General features: G+C 29.4%; 13 protein-coding genes. 4 read left to right on the plus strand and 9 right to left on the minus strand.

Annotated elements, in window-relative coordinates; all coding sequences use genetic code 11:
- Window positions 1-19 precede the first annotated feature (19 nt).
- From D2A34_RS16910 to D2A34_RS16920, 3 genes are all read right to left on the minus strand, one after another.
- A complete protein-coding gene (locus tag D2A34_RS16910; RefSeq protein WP_079441221.1) occupies window positions 20-229 on the minus strand; it encodes a hypothetical protein in 210 nt (69 codons plus the stop codon).
- A 243-nt stretch (window positions 230-472) separates the two neighbouring features.
- The gene (locus D2A34_RS16915) at window positions 473-787 is read right to left on the minus strand and encodes a CD3324 family protein (RefSeq protein ID WP_119367367.1); all 315 of its coding nucleotides are present in this window, start codon (window positions 785-787) and stop codon (window positions 473-475) included.
- Between the two features lie 861 nt (window positions 788-1,648).
- The gene (locus tag D2A34_RS16920) at window positions 1,649-2,224 is read right to left on the minus strand and encodes a flavodoxin family protein (RefSeq protein WP_079441223.1); all 576 of its coding nucleotides are present in this window, start codon (window positions 2,222-2,224) and stop codon (window positions 1,649-1,651) included.
- 166 nt (window positions 2,225-2,390) lie between these two features.
- Here D2A34_RS16920 and D2A34_RS16925 point away from each other — a divergent pair, with 166 nt between their 5' ends.
- Window positions 2,391-3,239 (plus strand): LysR family transcriptional regulator, encoded by an 849-nt coding sequence (locus D2A34_RS16925; protein WP_079441224.1) that lies wholly within the window; start codon window positions 2,391-2,393, stop codon window positions 3,237-3,239.
- A 224-nt stretch (window positions 3,240-3,463) separates the two neighbouring features.
- Window positions 3,464-3,946 (plus strand): S-ribosylhomocysteine lyase, encoded by a 483-nt coding sequence (locus tag D2A34_RS16930; RefSeq protein ID WP_079440217.1) that lies wholly within the window; start codon window positions 3,464-3,466, stop codon window positions 3,944-3,946.
- Between the two features lie 74 nt (window positions 3,947-4,020).
- Here D2A34_RS16930 and D2A34_RS16935 read toward each other — a convergent pair whose 3' ends face one another.
- The 4 genes from D2A34_RS16935 to lacZ form a co-directional block, all read right to left on the minus strand.
- Entirely contained in the window at window positions 4,021-5,316 is a 1,296-nt protein-coding gene (locus D2A34_RS16935) for a lactate racemase domain-containing protein (RefSeq protein ID WP_079440218.1), read from the minus strand.
- A gap of 352 nt (window positions 5,317-5,668) precedes the next feature.
- The gene (locus D2A34_RS16940; protein ID WP_119367368.1) at window positions 5,669-6,403 is read right to left on the minus strand and encodes a sulfite exporter TauE/SafE family protein; all 735 of its coding nucleotides are present in this window, start codon (window positions 6,401-6,403) and stop codon (window positions 5,669-5,671) included.
- 116 nt (window positions 6,404-6,519) lie between these two features.
- Window positions 6,520-7,116 carry a maltose acetyltransferase domain-containing protein gene (locus tag D2A34_RS16945; protein WP_119367369.1) on the minus strand — a complete coding sequence of 199 codons (597 nt, stop codon included), beginning with the start codon at window positions 7,114-7,116 and terminating at the stop codon, window positions 6,520-6,522.
- A gap of 389 nt (window positions 7,117-7,505) precedes the next feature.
- Window positions 7,506-10,535 carry a beta-galactosidase, LacZ type gene (lacZ, locus tag D2A34_RS16950; protein ID WP_119367370.1) on the minus strand — a complete coding sequence of 1,010 codons (3,030 nt, stop codon included), beginning with the start codon at window positions 10,533-10,535 and terminating at the stop codon, window positions 7,506-7,508.
- Window positions 10,536-10,923: 388 nt separating this feature from the next.
- On the opposite strand from lacZ, the gene D2A34_RS16955 reads away from it, so the two are divergent.
- Together D2A34_RS16955 and D2A34_RS16960 are read left to right on the plus strand one after the other, a co-directional pair.
- Entirely contained in the window at window positions 10,924-12,489 is a 1,566-nt protein-coding gene (locus tag D2A34_RS16955; protein ID WP_119367371.1) for a response regulator transcription factor, read from the plus strand.
- Between the two features lie 16 nt (window positions 12,490-12,505).
- Window positions 12,506-14,296, plus strand: coding sequence for a cache domain-containing sensor histidine kinase (locus D2A34_RS16960; protein WP_119367372.1), 1,791 nt, complete (start codon window positions 12,506-12,508; stop codon window positions 14,294-14,296).
- Window positions 14,297-14,440: 144 nt separating this feature from the next.
- On the opposite strand, the gene D2A34_RS16965 is transcribed toward D2A34_RS16960, so the two are convergent.
- Window positions 14,441-16,138, minus strand: coding sequence for a methyl-accepting chemotaxis protein (locus D2A34_RS16965; protein WP_119367373.1), 1,698 nt, complete (start codon window positions 16,136-16,138; stop codon window positions 14,441-14,443).
- Window positions 16,139-16,245: 107 nt separating this feature from the next.
- A complete protein-coding gene (locus D2A34_RS16970; RefSeq protein ID WP_119367374.1) occupies window positions 16,246-18,336 on the minus strand; it encodes a beta-galactosidase in 2,091 nt (696 codons plus the stop codon).
- Window positions 18,337-18,397: the final 61 nt, after the last annotated feature.

Below are 18,397 nucleotides of genomic sequence, written 5' to 3' on the forward strand. Positions count from 1 at the left end.
TGGCCATTCTATATAAATTTTAAAATAAGTTTCTATCTTTTTGCATCTGCATAGTGATTTCAATTCTGCATTTTTCGTAGTTATTATAATTCTGTCTCTGAAAATCATAATTTGAATAACTACATTTAATACTTTTCTTTGATATAAATTTAAAAATTGTTCTTATATAATTTTTAATTTTAATTTTTACGCAAGTTAATAAATTTACTATTCTATTTTCTTTTTTCATTTCATTCTTACCTTTAAATAAATACAAACTTCACTCTGTATTTTTTATAATTCCTTTCCTAGAATATTCCTTAAATTCAGCATTATTGCTTCCCATATTCATCACTCCTAACTTAATATATTTTTAAGGCTCTTAAGCAGTTTATTTAATACTAAAACAACTTAATAATAATAGTTTACCTTTCTTATTCTGTAAGTAATAGTTAAAAAATAATTATAATTAAACTTTCCCAACTTTTAGGCATTATGCATCAACATCTTCTTCAAATACCTTACATGATAACTTTAATATCTCATTATTTAATTTAAATACAATTTTTCTTATACTATCCTCAGAAAGATTATATGTCTGTGCTATGTCAGAAATTTTTATTCCTTCTTTGTACAAATTATATATCTCCATATTTCTTTTTCTAATTGCTAGTCTTGTACCATTGTTTTCGCCCCATCCTTTTCTTTCTTCATTCTTAGGAATATATATTGTTTCTCCTTGAATGTACTTTTGAAGTTCCCTTAAAAGCTTTTCTGGTAATATATCTTTTCCGTTTTTGTAACACAACGTTAAATTCCTCCTCGTTATTTTCAGTGTCAAGTAATACTACGATTTTAGAATTTTTCATTGAGACCACCCCCATATCTTACTTGCTATTTTTTACTCTTTCATCTCGAATCTATTGGATATAATAACTTATTTAAAAACCAACAGTACAATTTTATTATTTATTTTCTTGATTAGTTTTTATATAAATCTAAAAAAATCCCGTGGACACATAACCATCCACGGGATTATATAAAAAAGACAATAAAAAAAACACGATAACCCTCGTGCCTTCTGCCAAATTTAAATCCATATTAATTCATCAGATGACGGTTATTAATTATTTTTCGAAAGCACAACAAATAAAGAGTAACCGAACTCTAATTGTATCCTTTTTATAGATATTACAAAAAACTAAACTATAAATTTTTACACTGCTTCCGACAATATTAAGTTATTGATCAATTACCTCTTTACTAGCTATTAAAATATTCATATTATACATCCTCCTTCATCTGAATTTTATATCAAGCAGATATGAATTTCTTCAACTGCATTATATGTTATATATTACTTTATGTTCTACTTTATGTCAACATTTCCCAAAATACATACAGAAAATAAATGTGTACTTTTTAAGCTAAGTTATAGAGGAAGCCATATGGCCTCCTTATTAACTGATGGTTACATTAGCCTGTACCTAGACTAATGGCCACCTCCTACTTATGATCAATATAATCATCCCCTTTCCCATAGAATTACCGGCAATTAAATTATCTCATAACTTGGATAAATTTCTCAATGGAAAGAATTTTTATAATGAAAGTTTCCTATTACATAAATTCTTAGTATGAAGATAATTCCTTGTTATTAATGATAATATTATTTGTTAATCTTATTTAATATCCAAGCCATATTATTTCCAACAGACTCCATATTCTTCATACCTTCAATATCATTAAGCACTTCACCAACTTCTTTCCCGTATACCATATTCCAGTATGTGCCACCAACTGAGTACATTTCCATACAGTGTAAGAAATAATTCATAGTATCAAAAGCACGTGTTGCACCACCTCTACGAACTGCCACTACAGATGAACCTATTTTGTGTTTAAAAAGATTGCCATTAACTTTAGATACCATACCAATCCTTTCTAATAACGCCTTCATATTTGCTGTAACATCTGCAAAATATACTGGTGAACCTAAAATAATTCCATCAGCTTCAATCATCTTTTCTATACATTCATTTACAATATCATTCTTAAAAACGCATTTCTTATCTTTGTTTTTAAAACAATTTCCACAACCTATACATCCATTAATTTTTGTATTAGCTAAATCAATTAATTCAGTTTCAATACCTGATTTTTTTAATTCACTAAATATTGCTTCTATAATGATAGAAGTATTTCCATTCTTTTTCGCACTTCCATTGATAGCTATAACTTTCATTTATATACCACTCCTGATTAATAATTATTGTTTTAAAATTATATATTTTATGCTAAAATTAGTTTAAACGTTGTACAACATAGTCTTATTATATTTTATAAATATAAATTTTAATAATATCTATACAATATATCTATATAACTTTAAGTTATAATAGGAGGCAAAAATGATTAGTGTAGATCAAATGAAATATTTCATAGAAATAGTTAAACACGGCAGTCTCAACAAAGCCGCACAGCACTTATTTATTTCACAGCCAGCTCTTACAAAACAATTAGCAATTTTAGAAAAATCTATGAACTGTTCCCTGTTAGTGAGAACTCCTAGTGGTATAAAATTAACATCTTCAGGGAGATACTTCTATGAACGTTCTAATATGATTATTTCTATGATTAATGAAACTATAGATAAAATTGAAGGATTTAGCAATGGTGATACGATTAGAATTGGTGCCCTTCCAAATTTAATAACATATTTTTTACCTAGATATATTGATAAATTCAGGAGTATGAATCATGAAGTATTTATTGAATCCATGGATACAAATAGTAAACTAATAGCTAGTTTAGATGATAATTTATTCAATATAGTTTTTGTATCTGATGTCATAGAAAAACCCAACTTTGTTACTATTCCATTAATAGTTGAACCTTTTTTCGTAGTTATGAGTAAAACAAATCATTTAGCGAATATTGATGAAATTGATTTTTTCACGGTAATTAAAGAAAAGTTAATTTTATATAAGGATCCATGTCCAATACGAGCAAAGATTAGAGAACATTGTAATCTTATGAATCTTATCCCTAATATTATATTAGAACTTGAAGAAACAGAATCCGTTATCAAATATGTCGAACAGCATTTAGGTATAACAATCTTACCTAAAATGGTCGTGAATAATATAAATAATCCTTTAATAGTAGTACGTGAAATCAAAAAACTGCCTATCCATAGAGTTGTTTCAGCTGTAATGAAAAAAGAGGTTAGTTCTTATTTTTTACCAATGCTATTGTAACAATTGAGTAGATAAACTTGACAATATGATTTTTAAATGTTTATGAGTCATTGAATAATTTACAGATGAGTTCTAATACTCTTCTCTTTTTACCTAATAGTTAAACAATGTATTGCTAATAGAATTTACAAATGCTAAAATTTAATAAGTAAATCTAAATAAAGTTTCAATAAATATATTTATATAGTTTATTATTGATTACTTATAATATAGGAGTGATATTAATGGAGAAAATAGCAAGTTTTACAATTAACCACCTTGAATTACTTCCTGGTGTATACGTATCAAGACAAGATAAGTTTGGTGACACAGTTCTTACAACTTTTGATATAAGAATGACTAGACCTAATTATGAGCCAACTATGAATACTGCAGAAATGCATGCAATTGAGCATTTAGCTGCTACATTCTTAAGAAACCATAAAGATTATGCAGATAAAACTGTTTACTTTGGACCAATGGGATGTAGGACAGGCTTTTATTTAATCTTACACGGTGATTACAAATCTAAGGATATAGTTCCACTTCTTACAGAACTATATAAGTTTATGGCTGAGTTTGAAGGAGATATTCCTGGTGCTTCAGCTAAAGATTGTGGTAACTATTTGGATATGAATCTACCAATGGCTAAATATTTGGCAAACAAGTTCCTAAGCGATGTTTTATTAAACATAAAAGAAGAAAATTTAATTTATCCAGCCAACTAAATATAAATAAACCTTATTAATCTTTTTATTAAGGTTATATTAAAATAGGATACCACCATGTGGTATCCTATTTTTTATTTTAAAGCTAACTTTGGAAGCGTAGTTGCCCCATGAGGCATAAGATTAATTGTAAGATTCTTATTCTGATTTTTATAGGCAATTTCAAGTGCCTCCTCCAATGTTTTAGTCACAATGATTTTTGTGTTTTTAAGCAAATCAGGATCAATTTCTGAAACTAAAATCAACTTATATTTTTCTCCTGTCTCACAAAAGAAATACCCAACATATTTCGATATAGTATAATTTTCTCTAAGATCTTTTTCTCTGTCCAGCATATTATCAAAATTTAGTATCATGTCATTAATATCTTTAATCTCTCCAATACCTTCACTACACTCAGCAAGTACTATGATAGTCCCCCCATCAACTACTGCCTCTTTTGCATTTATTAAAGTTTTTATGGATTGATAAAGATTTATATCCTTGGGTGATCCTCCTGCACTTGCAATAACTATATCTGATTTCTTCTCTATATTAACACCATCAATACTGTCTACTAACTTTCTTCCCGCTTCATGAGCTGTTATATAATCTCCTGAAACTGCACCAGCTATATTACCATCTGGTCCCATTATTACATTAAACATGAAAGTGGGTTTTACCATAGCAGCAGCCTGCATCATATCGTCATGTATAGGATTTTCCACAATATTTCCTGAGCATACACTCTCTCTTGTGCCACTTCCAAGACCTTCCTTTAGAGAAAGAGAATGATTTAAAGATATTGTTTTGAATGAAGCAATACCTGGAAGTATGGACTTTTTCCCTCCAGACCAACCAACAAGGAAGTGATAAATAATAGCTCCTGTAATAACTACATGATCACATTCAACAGCCTTTTTGTTTATTATAACTGGAGTTCCATAGGTTGTATCCCCTAGATATACCATACTATCTTCATCAAAACTATCATGATCATGAACTTCAAACCTTTTTGACAGTTCTTCCCCTAGAAGTATTTTATGTTCTTCCCCTGTTTGTTTTCTGTGAGTCCCCTGAGCACATAGGAATATAATCTCTTCATCCCTAACTCCGCCTTCATTCAGTTCCTCTACAATTTTATATAAAAATTTATGAGGCTTTTGCCAGCTTCTTGTAATGTCTGAAATTACTATACAAACTGTTTCACCTTCATTCACTATATCCTTGAGTCTCTCACTACCAATAGGATTATATAGTGCTTCTGAAATAATTTCATCTTCCGTTTTATCCTGTCTAAAAACATTACTTTCAATTATTTCAAGAAGATTTTTTTCTTCAAAATAAGCTTTCATTGTACCTTGTCCATATTTCATATTGATTTCTTTCATTAATATAGCCCCCCCAATATTAAATTATCAATATTTTCGAACTTATATTGATAATCCTTCAAAGTTTTCCATTTATTTTTAATATAGTACAATTTTTAACTGTAGTCAACTAATACTATTCATATAATGCTTTTAACCATTTTAATGGTTTTTGAATTTCTTTATATAGGTCCTTCTGCCTTATATTCTGAATTATCTTTTCCCATATAAAAACTAAATTTCACCTTAAAATATTCAATAACCCGTAAATCAATATAAACATAGGATTTATTTAGTTGAATTTTTATTCTATAAATACAAAAAAGCTGTAAATTTAACACTTTAAATTCACAGCTTTCAATAACATGATTTTTTAATAATTCAATAAACTTTTCACAAATAGGATTGTTCCGCTTATTATAAGTAATGCAATTACTACTTTTTTCACTGTATCTTCTTTCATCCCTGAATCAACCTTAACTCCAACAATCATTCCTATAATTACTGCTGGTGAAAGGATTAGCGTTGTAATAAATATTTCTTTATTTAATATGCCGGTAAACAAGTATAGAAAGAATCTAAACACATTATCCACTAAGAAAATACAGCAAATATTTCCTCGAAATTGTCCTTTGTTATCTGAATACCTGCTAATATATGCAACTAAAAGTGCACCAATACCATAAAGCCCTGCTAAAATCCCTGAAGTTATTCCTATCGCAGTAAGAAAAACGGGATTAGTTTTCTTATTAGTATCTTGCACTTGCTTTCTTGTCAACATTTCTAATGCCATCCCCACTACTACAATCCCTAATATTGATTTCAGTAGTCTGTCATTTCCTACCTTTAATAAAAGGGTACCTGGGATTATACCAGCCAATAACATAAGTGATAATGGAACGACAACCTTAAGAGAAACATTTTTTCTCTCTCTCCAAACTATATAAATATTTGTTGGTATACTAAAAATCAAATCAATAGGTGTGGTTAACCTATTTGGCACCATAAACGAAAACAGTGATCCCATGACAAGTGTGTTTCCAAATCCAGTTATAGCTTTTATAAAATAAGCTAGTACTGTTGAAATAAAAAGAAATAAGTTCTGCATTTTCTACCCCCATCTGGTGCAATAATATCTCTAATTTTTGCTTTAAATATGCACCTAAGTCCAATTAACATTGTATATTTTATTTCTCCATAAATAAAGTAGAAAATTCATTTATATTATTCAACGCGTTTATTTTTGAAGTAAAATTTTTTATCATGTTCATTTATTTCTCTTAATATACGACAAGGATTTCCTACAGCAACTACATTTTCAGGAATGTCATGAGTAACAACACTTCCGGCACCTATAACTGAATTATCCCCAATTGTAACACCAGGTAAAATAACTGCATTAGATCCTATCCATACATTGTTACCAATTCTCACTGGAATTGAAAATTGAGTCCCTGGCTTGCGAAGATCAGGATCTACTGGATGCCCTGTAGGAGTTATTGTTACATTCGGTCCTATCATAACATGTTCACCTATATATACATAAATATCGTCTACAATCACAAGATTAAAATTAGCATAAAAATGATTACCGATGTGTACATTTTTACCATAGGCCATATGAACTGGAGGTTCTATCCAGATATCCTCCTCCATATGTCCCAACAACTCTTTTAAAAGTTCTTTCCTTTTAATTTTATCGCTTGGTCGTGTATGATTGTAATCATATAATAATTCTTTGCACTTTTCACGTTCCTCATCAAGTCCTTCTCCTATATCAACATACAGCATACCGTTTTTCATTTTTTCTCTAATTGTCATATTAACCTCCCTAATTTCTATTCCATGTTTTAACCTCTTGTTTCATCTTTAAAAATGATTCTTACTCAGGTTTTCTAATATTTTTATAGAAAATTTTCTATTTCCTTTACTGACCAGATAATATACATGCTTCTTATAAAGAACCTTATTCTGCTGTGGCACTTTTATATGAAAATATTCTGAAGAATACATATTTTAATATTCTTCAGAATACAGGGTATTTTATTCTATTTATATTGCAATTAACAATTACGGTTGAAATTATTACAAAATTTCTCAAATTTAAAATGAAGAATTATTTTTGCAATATATATTAAATAAGCTAATTATCTTGACATTTATTTGTAAAATGAATAAATGTCTAAGAAGTTATATGTGTATACTTTATTTTATATATTTTTAATCGAGAAACTATACTCTAAATCTTTACTAGAATCGATACAGAACTCAGGCAATACTGGAGCACCCCAGCTGTCGTCTCCACCAACACCCATTTGCTTTCCTATTATATTTACGTGAGTAAAATTAACAGGTGGTAATTCTTCTATATGAAGTGCATTTTCTAATTCCATATTGCTATATGGTAATACACTGAATTCAAATGGAACTTTGTCATAAGTAAATTTAAGGCCTTCGTTCTTTTCATTTTTAACTATTACCCATCTAGTTCCTGTTCTATTACCACATTCTTGTGGAACTAAATATCTTGATAAATTTCCTATTGGTGTGCTTTCATATATTCCAAGCTTTGCTCCATCACATCTATCAATATAATTTTCTTCTGCTCCCATTCCATACCAACTAAATGAATTAAATTCAGCTAGTAATTTAAAGTTCATCCCTAATACAGGAAGCTCTGGCAACCCATTAACTCCTTTATACTTGACATTTACCCTAATTGTTCCATCTCCTTTTACTTCATAAGCAGTCTTAACATAAGTAGATGGAACTGTTGGCAATTGATAGGTATAATATAATGTGATATTATTATCAAATTCATCAATTGAGAAATCTATATACTTCTGTCCTATTGTAGCAGCTAGCCACTGGCTGCATCTAAATTCATGTTTGTTTCCTCTATCATTATCTGTAGTTGCTCTCCAATAGAAAGTTTTTGGTACTCTTGTTATAAACTCTTTGTTATTATATCTTAAGGCTACAATTCCACCTTCTTGTTTAGAGAATATAAATTTGAAGTCTTTCCCATGAACCCCAATGTTAACATCACCATGAATAACTTTAATAATAGAATCTTGTATAGATTGTTTATTACTCTCTTCTCTCTCTTTAATAACTTTTTGTCCAGATGCAACCTCATGTCCTTTATCTGCCCAAAGTGTAGCTTTTGTTAATCTTAATGAAACAGTAAGAACAACTTCCTCAGAACAACTATAATCTCCAACTGGAAGTTCTATATATTTTTCCTCTCCAGCTGCTACAGACACATTAATTCTGCCTTCTTGAAGTAATTTACCTTCTTTTTCAACTACATAATATAAATCAAATTTATCTATATTAACAAAAAGATTTTGATTCTTAATAGTTACACCCTTTGAATCTGGATTCAATTTTACATTTTGATATAAGTACTTAACTTCTTGGGCTTTAGGTGATATAGTCCTATCTGCATAAATTAATCCATTTCCAGAGAAATTATAATCTGTTGGACGGTCTGTAAAATCTCCGCCATAAGCTAAAACCTCTTTTCCGTTTGGAAGTTTTCTATATAATGCTTGATCGCCGTAGTCCCAGATAAATCCGCCTTGATACATTGAATATTTATCTTCAAGCTCTGTATATTTCATCAATCCACCAGTAGAGTTACCCATCGAATGCATATATTCACAATTAATAAAAGGCTTCTTTGGATCATTATTTAAATATTCTTCAATGTCAGCTGCTTTTGCATACATTCTACTTTCCATATCGCTTGTTTTTTCGTATTCTCTGTTCCATGTTACACCTTCATAATGAACTAAACGAGATGGATCCTTCTTTCTAAAGTATTCTGACATTTGATAGATATCTTCACCTGCATAAGATTCATTCCCACATGACCAAATAAGCACAGATGGATGATTTTTATCACGCTCTACCATTGAAGATGCACGATCTAAAATTGCTGCCTGCCACTGCGGAAGACTTCCAGGCACATTCCAAGACGGCTCACATTGGCCCATCTTTTGCCATGAACCATGACTTTCTAAATTTGCTTCATCTATTAAGTAAATACCATATTCATCGCACAGCCTGTACCATAAACTTTGATTTGGATAATGAGATGTTCTTACAGCATTAATATTATGTTGTTTTAAGAATTTAATGTCCCACAACATATCCTCTTTTGTAATTGAACGTCCGCGTCTTGCACTAAATTCATGACGATTTACGCCCTTAAATACAATTCTCTTTCCATTTAGACACATGATTTTATCTTTCATTTCAAAATGTCTAAAACCTATTCTCTGAGTCACAATCTCAACGAGAGTATCATCTTTTTTCTTTACTAAAATATAAAGTGTGTATAAGTTAGGCTCTTCAGCGCTCCATAAACTTATATTCTGCACATCTAAAGATAAAGTCAACTCATTAGAGAACGGAACTTTTTCATATATAGCTATTTTATTTCCTTCTTTATCTTCTACGTATGTTTCAATAGTAGTTTCAGCATTACCAATCATTTTAAGCTCAGCATTTAATTTTGCACTTTTAAAGTCATCGTATAAATCAGTTTTTATAAATATATCTTTTACATGAGTTTTAGGGACTGCATATAAGTATACATCTCTAAATATTCCTGAAAACCTCCAAAAATCTTGGTCTTCTATCCAGCTTGCGCTGCTTCTTTTATAAACTTCAACTGCAAGTTTATTTTCTCCTGCTCTTAAATAATCAGTAATATCAAATTCTGATGGTGTAAATGTGTCTTCACTAAACCCTACAAATTCTCCATTAACCCATACATAAAATGCTGTTTCTACACCCTGAAAAGAAATAAAAGTCTGCTTATTCTTAAGTTCCTCTTTTACTTCAAAAAATGTCACATAGCTTCCAACTGGATTATATGTTTTTGAAATATTAGGAGGTCTTAACTCATCATGTCCTTCCCAAGGATACATTGTATTAATATATTGGCATTTATCATATCCTTGAAGTTGAATATGTCCTGGGACTTCAATATAATCAAAGCCATTTACGTCAAAATCTTCTTTATAAAAATCCTTAATTCTTAATGATGGATTTTCACTATATGAAAATCTCCATTTTCCATTTAAATTTTGCTTAAGAGGCATGCTATCCTCTGATTTAATGTCCTCCATTTTTTCATAGAACCAATGATCTGAATGAGCATCTATTCTATTTACTCTGAATATTTCTGGATCTTCTAACCAATCCAATGATGGTTTAATATTATTCATCATATTCCCTCACTTCCATTATTATATATGATTAATTTTATTTAGTTCTAATCTAGTCGTTTTGGCTAAATGCATATTTTAATAAAAAAGTTCTTAGTCAATACCTTGTTTGAAAATTATGAGATAAAAATTATGTGGCGTGTCATAGAACATTACGCCATGTAACCTTTTACACAAGTATCTAAATCTGTCCTATTTAGAAATTTAACTTATGTTTCAAAGTAAAATCCTATTTATATTCTATTCTTATTTTACTAAAAAATCAATGTTATTTTACTAAACTTTACTAAGGTTTTTTAGTTAAAGATTGAAAACCTTTAATTTATAAGATATAATCAATGTTGGATAATGATTATTAAATATAATGCTAGAATAGGGGTGCTTATTTTTGAACGAATATATTAAAATCTTAGTTGTTGATGATGAATTTATCATGCGACAAGGTATAACCCATATGATTGATTGGGAAAAAGAAGGCTTTCAAATTATAGGCCAGGCTTCTAATGGTCAAGAAGCACTTGAAATTATTAAAAAAAATACACCAGATATTATTATCTCCGATGTCGTAATGCCCCAAATAAATGGAATTGAATTAACTGAGATTATACAAGCTAAATATCCTCAAATAAAAATTATCATTTTAAGCGGCTACAGTGATTTTGAATATGTAAAGTCATCATTTCAAAACGGTGCTGTTGATTATATTTTAAAGCCAACCTTAAATCCGGCTGAGATATTAAAAACGCTAAAAAAGATTTCAAGCAAATTAAAAAATAATACATCAACTAAAAATAACTCAACAAACACAAACAGTACATTAACTAGACTTATCCTTGGCTTTGATGCCAATATTGACTTTGATTATCTAAACAGTTTATTTGCTTATGAAAACTTTTGTCTCTTTGGTTTAAATGCTAAAAAGATATATAATAATTTTGACAAGCGCCAAGAAATAATTAATCTTACTAATTCTGAAATATGTAATGAATTTCCTTTGGATGAAATAAATAAAAGCTATAGTATTCAAATAGCAAATATTGAAAACGAAATCATGGTATTAGTTATAAATTTTGATAACAAAAGTTATGGTGCGATACTGAACAAGTTAAAAAATATCTCGGAAGTTGTTTCTAATAGTTTTAATGAGGCTTTTTTTGTCTTAAGCAATACTTTTGATTCAATTGACAATATAAAAAACATATATGAAAAAGATTTTTCCTTATTAACACAGCAATATTTTTATAATAAGAATAACTTTCTATTATGTTCTAAGGATCATAAATCTCCTCCTTTAATAGATAGCTTTAATTTTAAACGTTTTTCTGAAGCAGTTTCATTAACTCAATATCAAAATGCTTTTGATATGCTTACACAATATATTCAGAATGCAATAAGTAGTGAAGCACTTACTGAATTTGAACTAAAAACATTAATTCAGAATTCTTTCTACAATATAATTGCATCCTTAGAATATTTGAATTTTGATATGAATGCACTAGCCTCTTTAAAACAGGATTGCTTCCATAAAATAGATGGTATTAAATATGCTGAAGATTTAATGTTAACTTACAAATCTCTGCTGGAGCATCTTGATGAAATAATAAATACACATGAAAATAAAATAAATTCACATATGATTAATAAAATTGTTCAATATATTCATGACCACTATGATGAACAGCTTACTTTAGCTGATGTGTCAAAATTGTTTAACTTTAACTATTCATATTTGTCAGCTTACTTTAGTTCTCATAATGAAGAAGGATTTAATGAATTTCTCAATAAAATTAGAATACAAAAAGCTTGTGAATTCTTAAAACAGGATATCCCAATATCTGATATTAGCAATATGGTTGGGTATTCTGATCATAGTTACTTTTGTAAGGTGTTCAAGAAGTTCACAGGACTTACTCCAAGTAATTTTAGAAAAAGCGGGATTAAACTGTTTGACTAAGAAAGGATAATATATAATGTTCAAATATTCAAAGTCTATTCACTCTACTAGTTTGTTCTTCAGAGTTGCATCAGTCGTTCTTGTAAGTGTTATTTTAGTTTCTATTTCTATAGGTATTATAACTATCAAAATCTCTAAAGATACTCTTGTTGATACATTCAGTAAATCAAACTACAAGGTGTTGACACAAATCACAAACAACTTAAACACTTTAAATGATAATATAATAAATATTATGAATGCAATTGATTATATTCCAGATTTTCAAAGGTATTTATCAGAAAAGGAACTAAATCCTCAGCAGGAATTCAAAACTTTATATAATATGCAAACGGGCTTAAAAAAAATGATTCCTGAAAAAGATTTTTATGATATCACAGTGCTAGCTATAGGATTTAACGGCAGTACCTATGTAGCAAGTGATTACGATCATATTCTCCCAGTTTCAGATGAAATCTTAAATAGTGATTTTACTAAAAATGCACTAGCTAATAAAAATACTGTTTTATATCAATACTTAGACCATGGTTTTACAAAACTAACACAACATTCTAGCACAATTGTAACTATAAAAGTTTTATGTGATAAACTTACAAAAGAGCCGTATGGACTTGTTTACGTTCTTATTAATGAAAATACTTTGCATAAATACTATGATTATTTTGTAGGTAATGGTAATAATATTACTATTATGTCCAGTGATGGTACAATTGTATCCTCTAATAACACTACTAAGGTAGGAACAAAGAATACAGATTTATATAATATATCAAATGTTATTTTAAATAATAATCTTAAATATGTTAATACAAAATTAAATTCCTCTGATGTAGCAATATTATCAAAACATTTGCCTACGTATAATTTTAATATTGTAGGTACAATTGATAAAAATATAGTTTTAAATGAAATATATGACTCTACCGAAATCATTGTAGCGAGTATAACAATTGCACTAGTATTTCTTCTTATTACATTCTTTATAATAAGGAGAACGACAAAACCAATTTCAGCTCTTGCTAAAACTATGCCTAAAATAATTTATGGTGATTTTAATAATCATCTTCCTATTATCGGAAGCTATGAAGCCCGTGAATTATCAGCTGCATTTAACTATATGTTAGATGGTTTAAACACGTATGTTCGTGAACAAATAAAAATGCAAAAAGAAAAGAGGAAAGCTGAAATACATGCTTTGCAAATGCAGATTAACCCGCATTTCATATACAATACTCTGGCCTCAATTAAGTGGCTTATGTGGCAGGGCAGTATAGAAAAATCCACTCAAACTATTGATGCTTTTATCTCTCTACTTCGTAATACTATAAGTAATAAAAATGAAATGATAACAATTAATGAAGAACTTGAAAATTTAAAAAATTATGTTTTAATTAATCACACACGCTATGGAGATAATATTAATGTGCACTTTTTCATAATTCCAAATTGCGAAGAATATATTATTCCAAAATTAATTCTACAACCTTTTATTGAAAATGCATTTTTCCATGGATTTACCGATAAAACAAATGGATCTATACACGTTTTTGTAAATGAACAAAATCAAAACTTAATTTGTGAGATTATAGATAATGGAGTCGGAATGACTAATGAAGAAGTAAAAAATATATTAAGAAAGTCTGAAGAAAAATATGAACACTTTACAAGTATTGGTATTCAAAATGTCAACGATAGAATCAAGCTCATATATGGAGATGAATATGGAGTTACAATCACTAGTGAATTAAATAAAGGAACTACTATAAGAGTAGTCATACCTGCTCAAAAAGAATTTGTAGAATATTAAACACATGAAAATTAGTCTTATTTCCCAATAAATCGAAATAAGGAGTACGTTTTTTGAAGCGTTTCGAAGGAAACGCAATAAAACATGCTCCTTATTATTAGTTATGTTTTGGACTTAAGCCTTGATAACTTCATACTAAGAGATTTAGATTTTTAATCTATTAATGGATTTATCTAGCTCAAGTGAAACTTCTTCACATTGAATAGAATTTTTTACTATATGTTGTGATTTGTCTGATAATATGCTAATTTTATTTGCAATACTTATTGCGTCATTAGCACCATTATTTGAAGCAACGCCAACATTATTTATAGCTGATGCAATATCTTTAGTTGCTAATAACAATTGGTTTGCTGCATCTTCAATTTCTCTTGATACTGAACTATAATAATTTGCATCACTGCTATAAAAATTACTCATTTCATAAAATTGTTTATAATTTTCTATTACTGTTACATCTATGAATTTTAGTATATCACTAGATGTATTTACTAAGTAATCTACAGATTGAATTACGTGAGCAATTATATCTTTTATCCTTTCTGTTGTAACATCCGATTCCTCTGCTAATTTTTTAATTTCTGCTGCTACAACTGCAAATCCTTTACCTGCTTCTCCTGCTCTGCTGGCTTCAATGGCTGCATTTAAAGAAAGAAGGTTGGTTTGACTGGTTATGTTAGATATGGCATCAAGTAAATTGCTTATTTCATTTACTTTAGCTGACTCGGCTATGGCCTTTTTTAATTTATTGCTGTTATCACTACATAGACTAACAGTTTCATTTTTTAAATTTACAGAATCATTTTTAAAGTTATCTGCTCTCTTCTTAATTTCTTCTGAATGTGTTGATGCTTTTTGTGTTGTATCAGTAATTTTTTCAACAGAACTTTCCATTTCATTAGTTGTTGAACTTATTTCTTCTGTTGAAGCAGCTGTTTCCTCTAATCCTGCAACGATTTGTTCTGTCGCAATATTTACTTCTTCAACAACCACTTTCAATTCATTAACTGTCTCTGACAGCTCCTTACTAGTATTAGATGTAGAACATACCTGTTCTTCTACATTTTTAAGTATGGATTTTATATTCTCTTGCATAATTTTTAAGTTCTTAAACATGCTACCAGTCTCATCTTTTGCCTTTAAAAGTCTTTCATCTATGTCACTTGTGAAATCTCCACCTGAAATCACTAGTAAATGGTCGTTAAATTTCTGAATTGATTTAACAATTATAGATCCAATCTTACTAAATATAATAATCCCAATAATCGTAAGTATTAACATAATTATGGCTATGACAGAAATTATATTAAATATGTATTTTGAAATATTACTATAATCTATTCCTACTGCCCACATTCCTATTACCTTATCAAAACTATCTTTAATAGGAGTATACTGACATAGTGTTTCTTTTCCTAAAACATTCGTTTTCCCAATATATGTTTTTCCTTGTTTTAATACTAACTCTACAACCTCATCAGGTGCTTTTGTTCCTATAGCTCTATTTCCACTTTCATCCACAGCATTTGTAGCAACTCTTGTATCACCTAAAAATACACTGATAATATCGGTACTACTTTCATTTTTTATTGAATCTACTATTTGATTATTATCACTAATTTTCATATCACCTTTATAAAGCTTTCCATCGGAAACTTTCCATTTTCCTAAATATTTAGTATCTAAAAATATATATCCCAGTTTACTTGTTGTAGTGACTGTCTTCTCATAATTTGAATAAGCAATTTTATTAATGTTAGTATAAATGACTGCAAATGTACTCATAGATATAACGCTTACGATTAGAATAAATGACAGAACCAATTTCCCCTTAATCTTCATAATTCTCATTCTCCTATGTTAATATTTTCATTAGCTATATTTTTACTATTTAAAATAATCACTATAAACCTAATAGATTTATAGTGATTTTATTTTTCTATGCATTACTATATACTTCTTTGTTTTAATATTTTCAATCCATATCTTTTTAATGTGATTTCATTATTCGTTTTTTCACCCGAAATCATATCTACATATTCTTCTTTTCCTAAATTGACTATCTTTTCTTCTTCAGTGAAATTCATAATAAAAGTATATTTATTATCTTTATTTGAACGCATTTGAGCTGTGACACCTTGTGGTAGGTCTGCACTTATAACGCTTCTAATATTTAAATCCTTAATAAGTTTTGAATAGAAATCCATATTAAAATCTGCCTCTGTTCTTGCTGCAATGTAATATGCTTTTCCCTTTCCATAATTATTAACTGTTAGTGCAGGCATATCAGCATAGAAATCATTTTTATATACTCCTAAAACTTCTGCAGTTTCTGCATGAATTAAGTCACAGTAATCTTTAACTTCGTAACTTCCTTTTAATCCCTCTATTTTTATGTCCTTAAACTCTATGTGATTTACTTCATTATCATATAGAGAATCTATTTCTTCTGACCAGATTCCGGTAACTTCTCGAAGTGGCCCTGGAAATCCTCCCAAGAAGCAAAGATCATTTTCATCTACAATTCCGCTAAAATAAGTAGTTACAAATGTTCCGCCATTCTTTACAAATTCATTAATTCTTTCCGCTACGTTTGGACGAATCATATAAAGCATTGGTGCAACCACAAGTTTGTAATCTGAAAAATCACAATCCATGTTAATTATATCTACTGATATTCCTTTTTCCCAAAATACTTTGTAAGCATCCTGGCAGCTTTCTTCATAATTCTTTTTGTATTTTTTTAGACCCTGCGCATCATTAATAGCCCATAGATTTTCAACATCGAATATAATTGCTACTTCTGATTTTCTAATTGAACCTTTAATTTCCTTTATCTTATTTAATGTTTCTCCAACTTCAGTAACTTCACTAAATACTCTTGTGTTTTCATGACCACAATGGTCAACTACAGCACCATGGAATTTTTCTGAAGCTCCTCTTCCTTTTCTCCATTGGAAGTATAGAACCGAATCTGCTCCATGAGCTATCCCTTGCATTGACGATAATAAATGCATTCCAGGACGCTTTAGTTTGTTTGTATCATGCCAATTAACTAAGCTTGGAGTACTTTCCATAATTAAAAAAGGTTGCCCATCTTTTAATGATCTATATATATCATGTACAAAGCTTACATTTGCAGCTAAGTCAGAAGTGCTTTCAAAATCATTATGCCATGCAGGGTAGTTATCCCAAGTCGCCACATCTACTTCTTTTGCAAATTTCCAGTAATCCAAACCTGTGAATAGTCCCATATGAGGATAGTTTCCCATAAAATTTGCAGTTACAGGTACCTTAGGTGTTATTTCTCTTATTGGTGCAATTTCATTCTTATAAAAATCTATTGTTTGATCTGTAACGAATCTCTTCCAATCAAGATTATGCCCATGAACAAATATTTCCCCTTTTTCAGAAGGGCTTTCAATTTGTGACCAGCTATTAAATTTATGACTCCAGAAACCAGTCCACCATGATTCGTTTAATTTTTCTAAATCATTATCGTACTTTTTCTTTAACCAATTTCTAAACGCTTCTTGACAAAGGTTACAATGACATTCTCCTCCATACTCATTAGAAACATGCCACATTATTAAAGCTGGATGGCTCTTGTATCTTTCAGCTAAAAGTTTATTTATTTCATATGTTTTCTTCCTGTATACAGGTGACGTGAAACAATGGTTATGTCTTTGCCCATGAAGGTTTTTACTTCTATCACTATTAACTCTTAAAACCTCTGGATATTTCTCCGACATCCATGCAGGTCTTGCACCACTTGGTGTTGATAGGATTACATGAATATTATTTGCCGCCATGTCATCCATAATTTTATCTAACCATTCAAAAGTGTACTTACCTTCTTCAGGTTCTATTGCGCTCCAACCAAATATATTTATTGACACACAATTACAATTTGCAAGTTTTAAAAGGCGTACATCTTCTTTTAGCACTTCCGGGTAGTTTAACCATTGATCCGGATTATAATCGCCACCATGTAAAAATCCATTAATCTTACTATTAAGTACTGGAAATTCCTTATTCATAAGCTTTTCCTCCGATTTTTTATAAAATTCCTATTTTATAATCTATAATTCATTGAAAATT

Origin of the sequence: Clostridium chromiireducens (genome assembly GCF_003575225.1) — a bacterium.
Lineage (GTDB): Bacteria > Bacillota > Clostridia > Clostridiales > Clostridiaceae > Clostridium > Clostridium chromiireducens.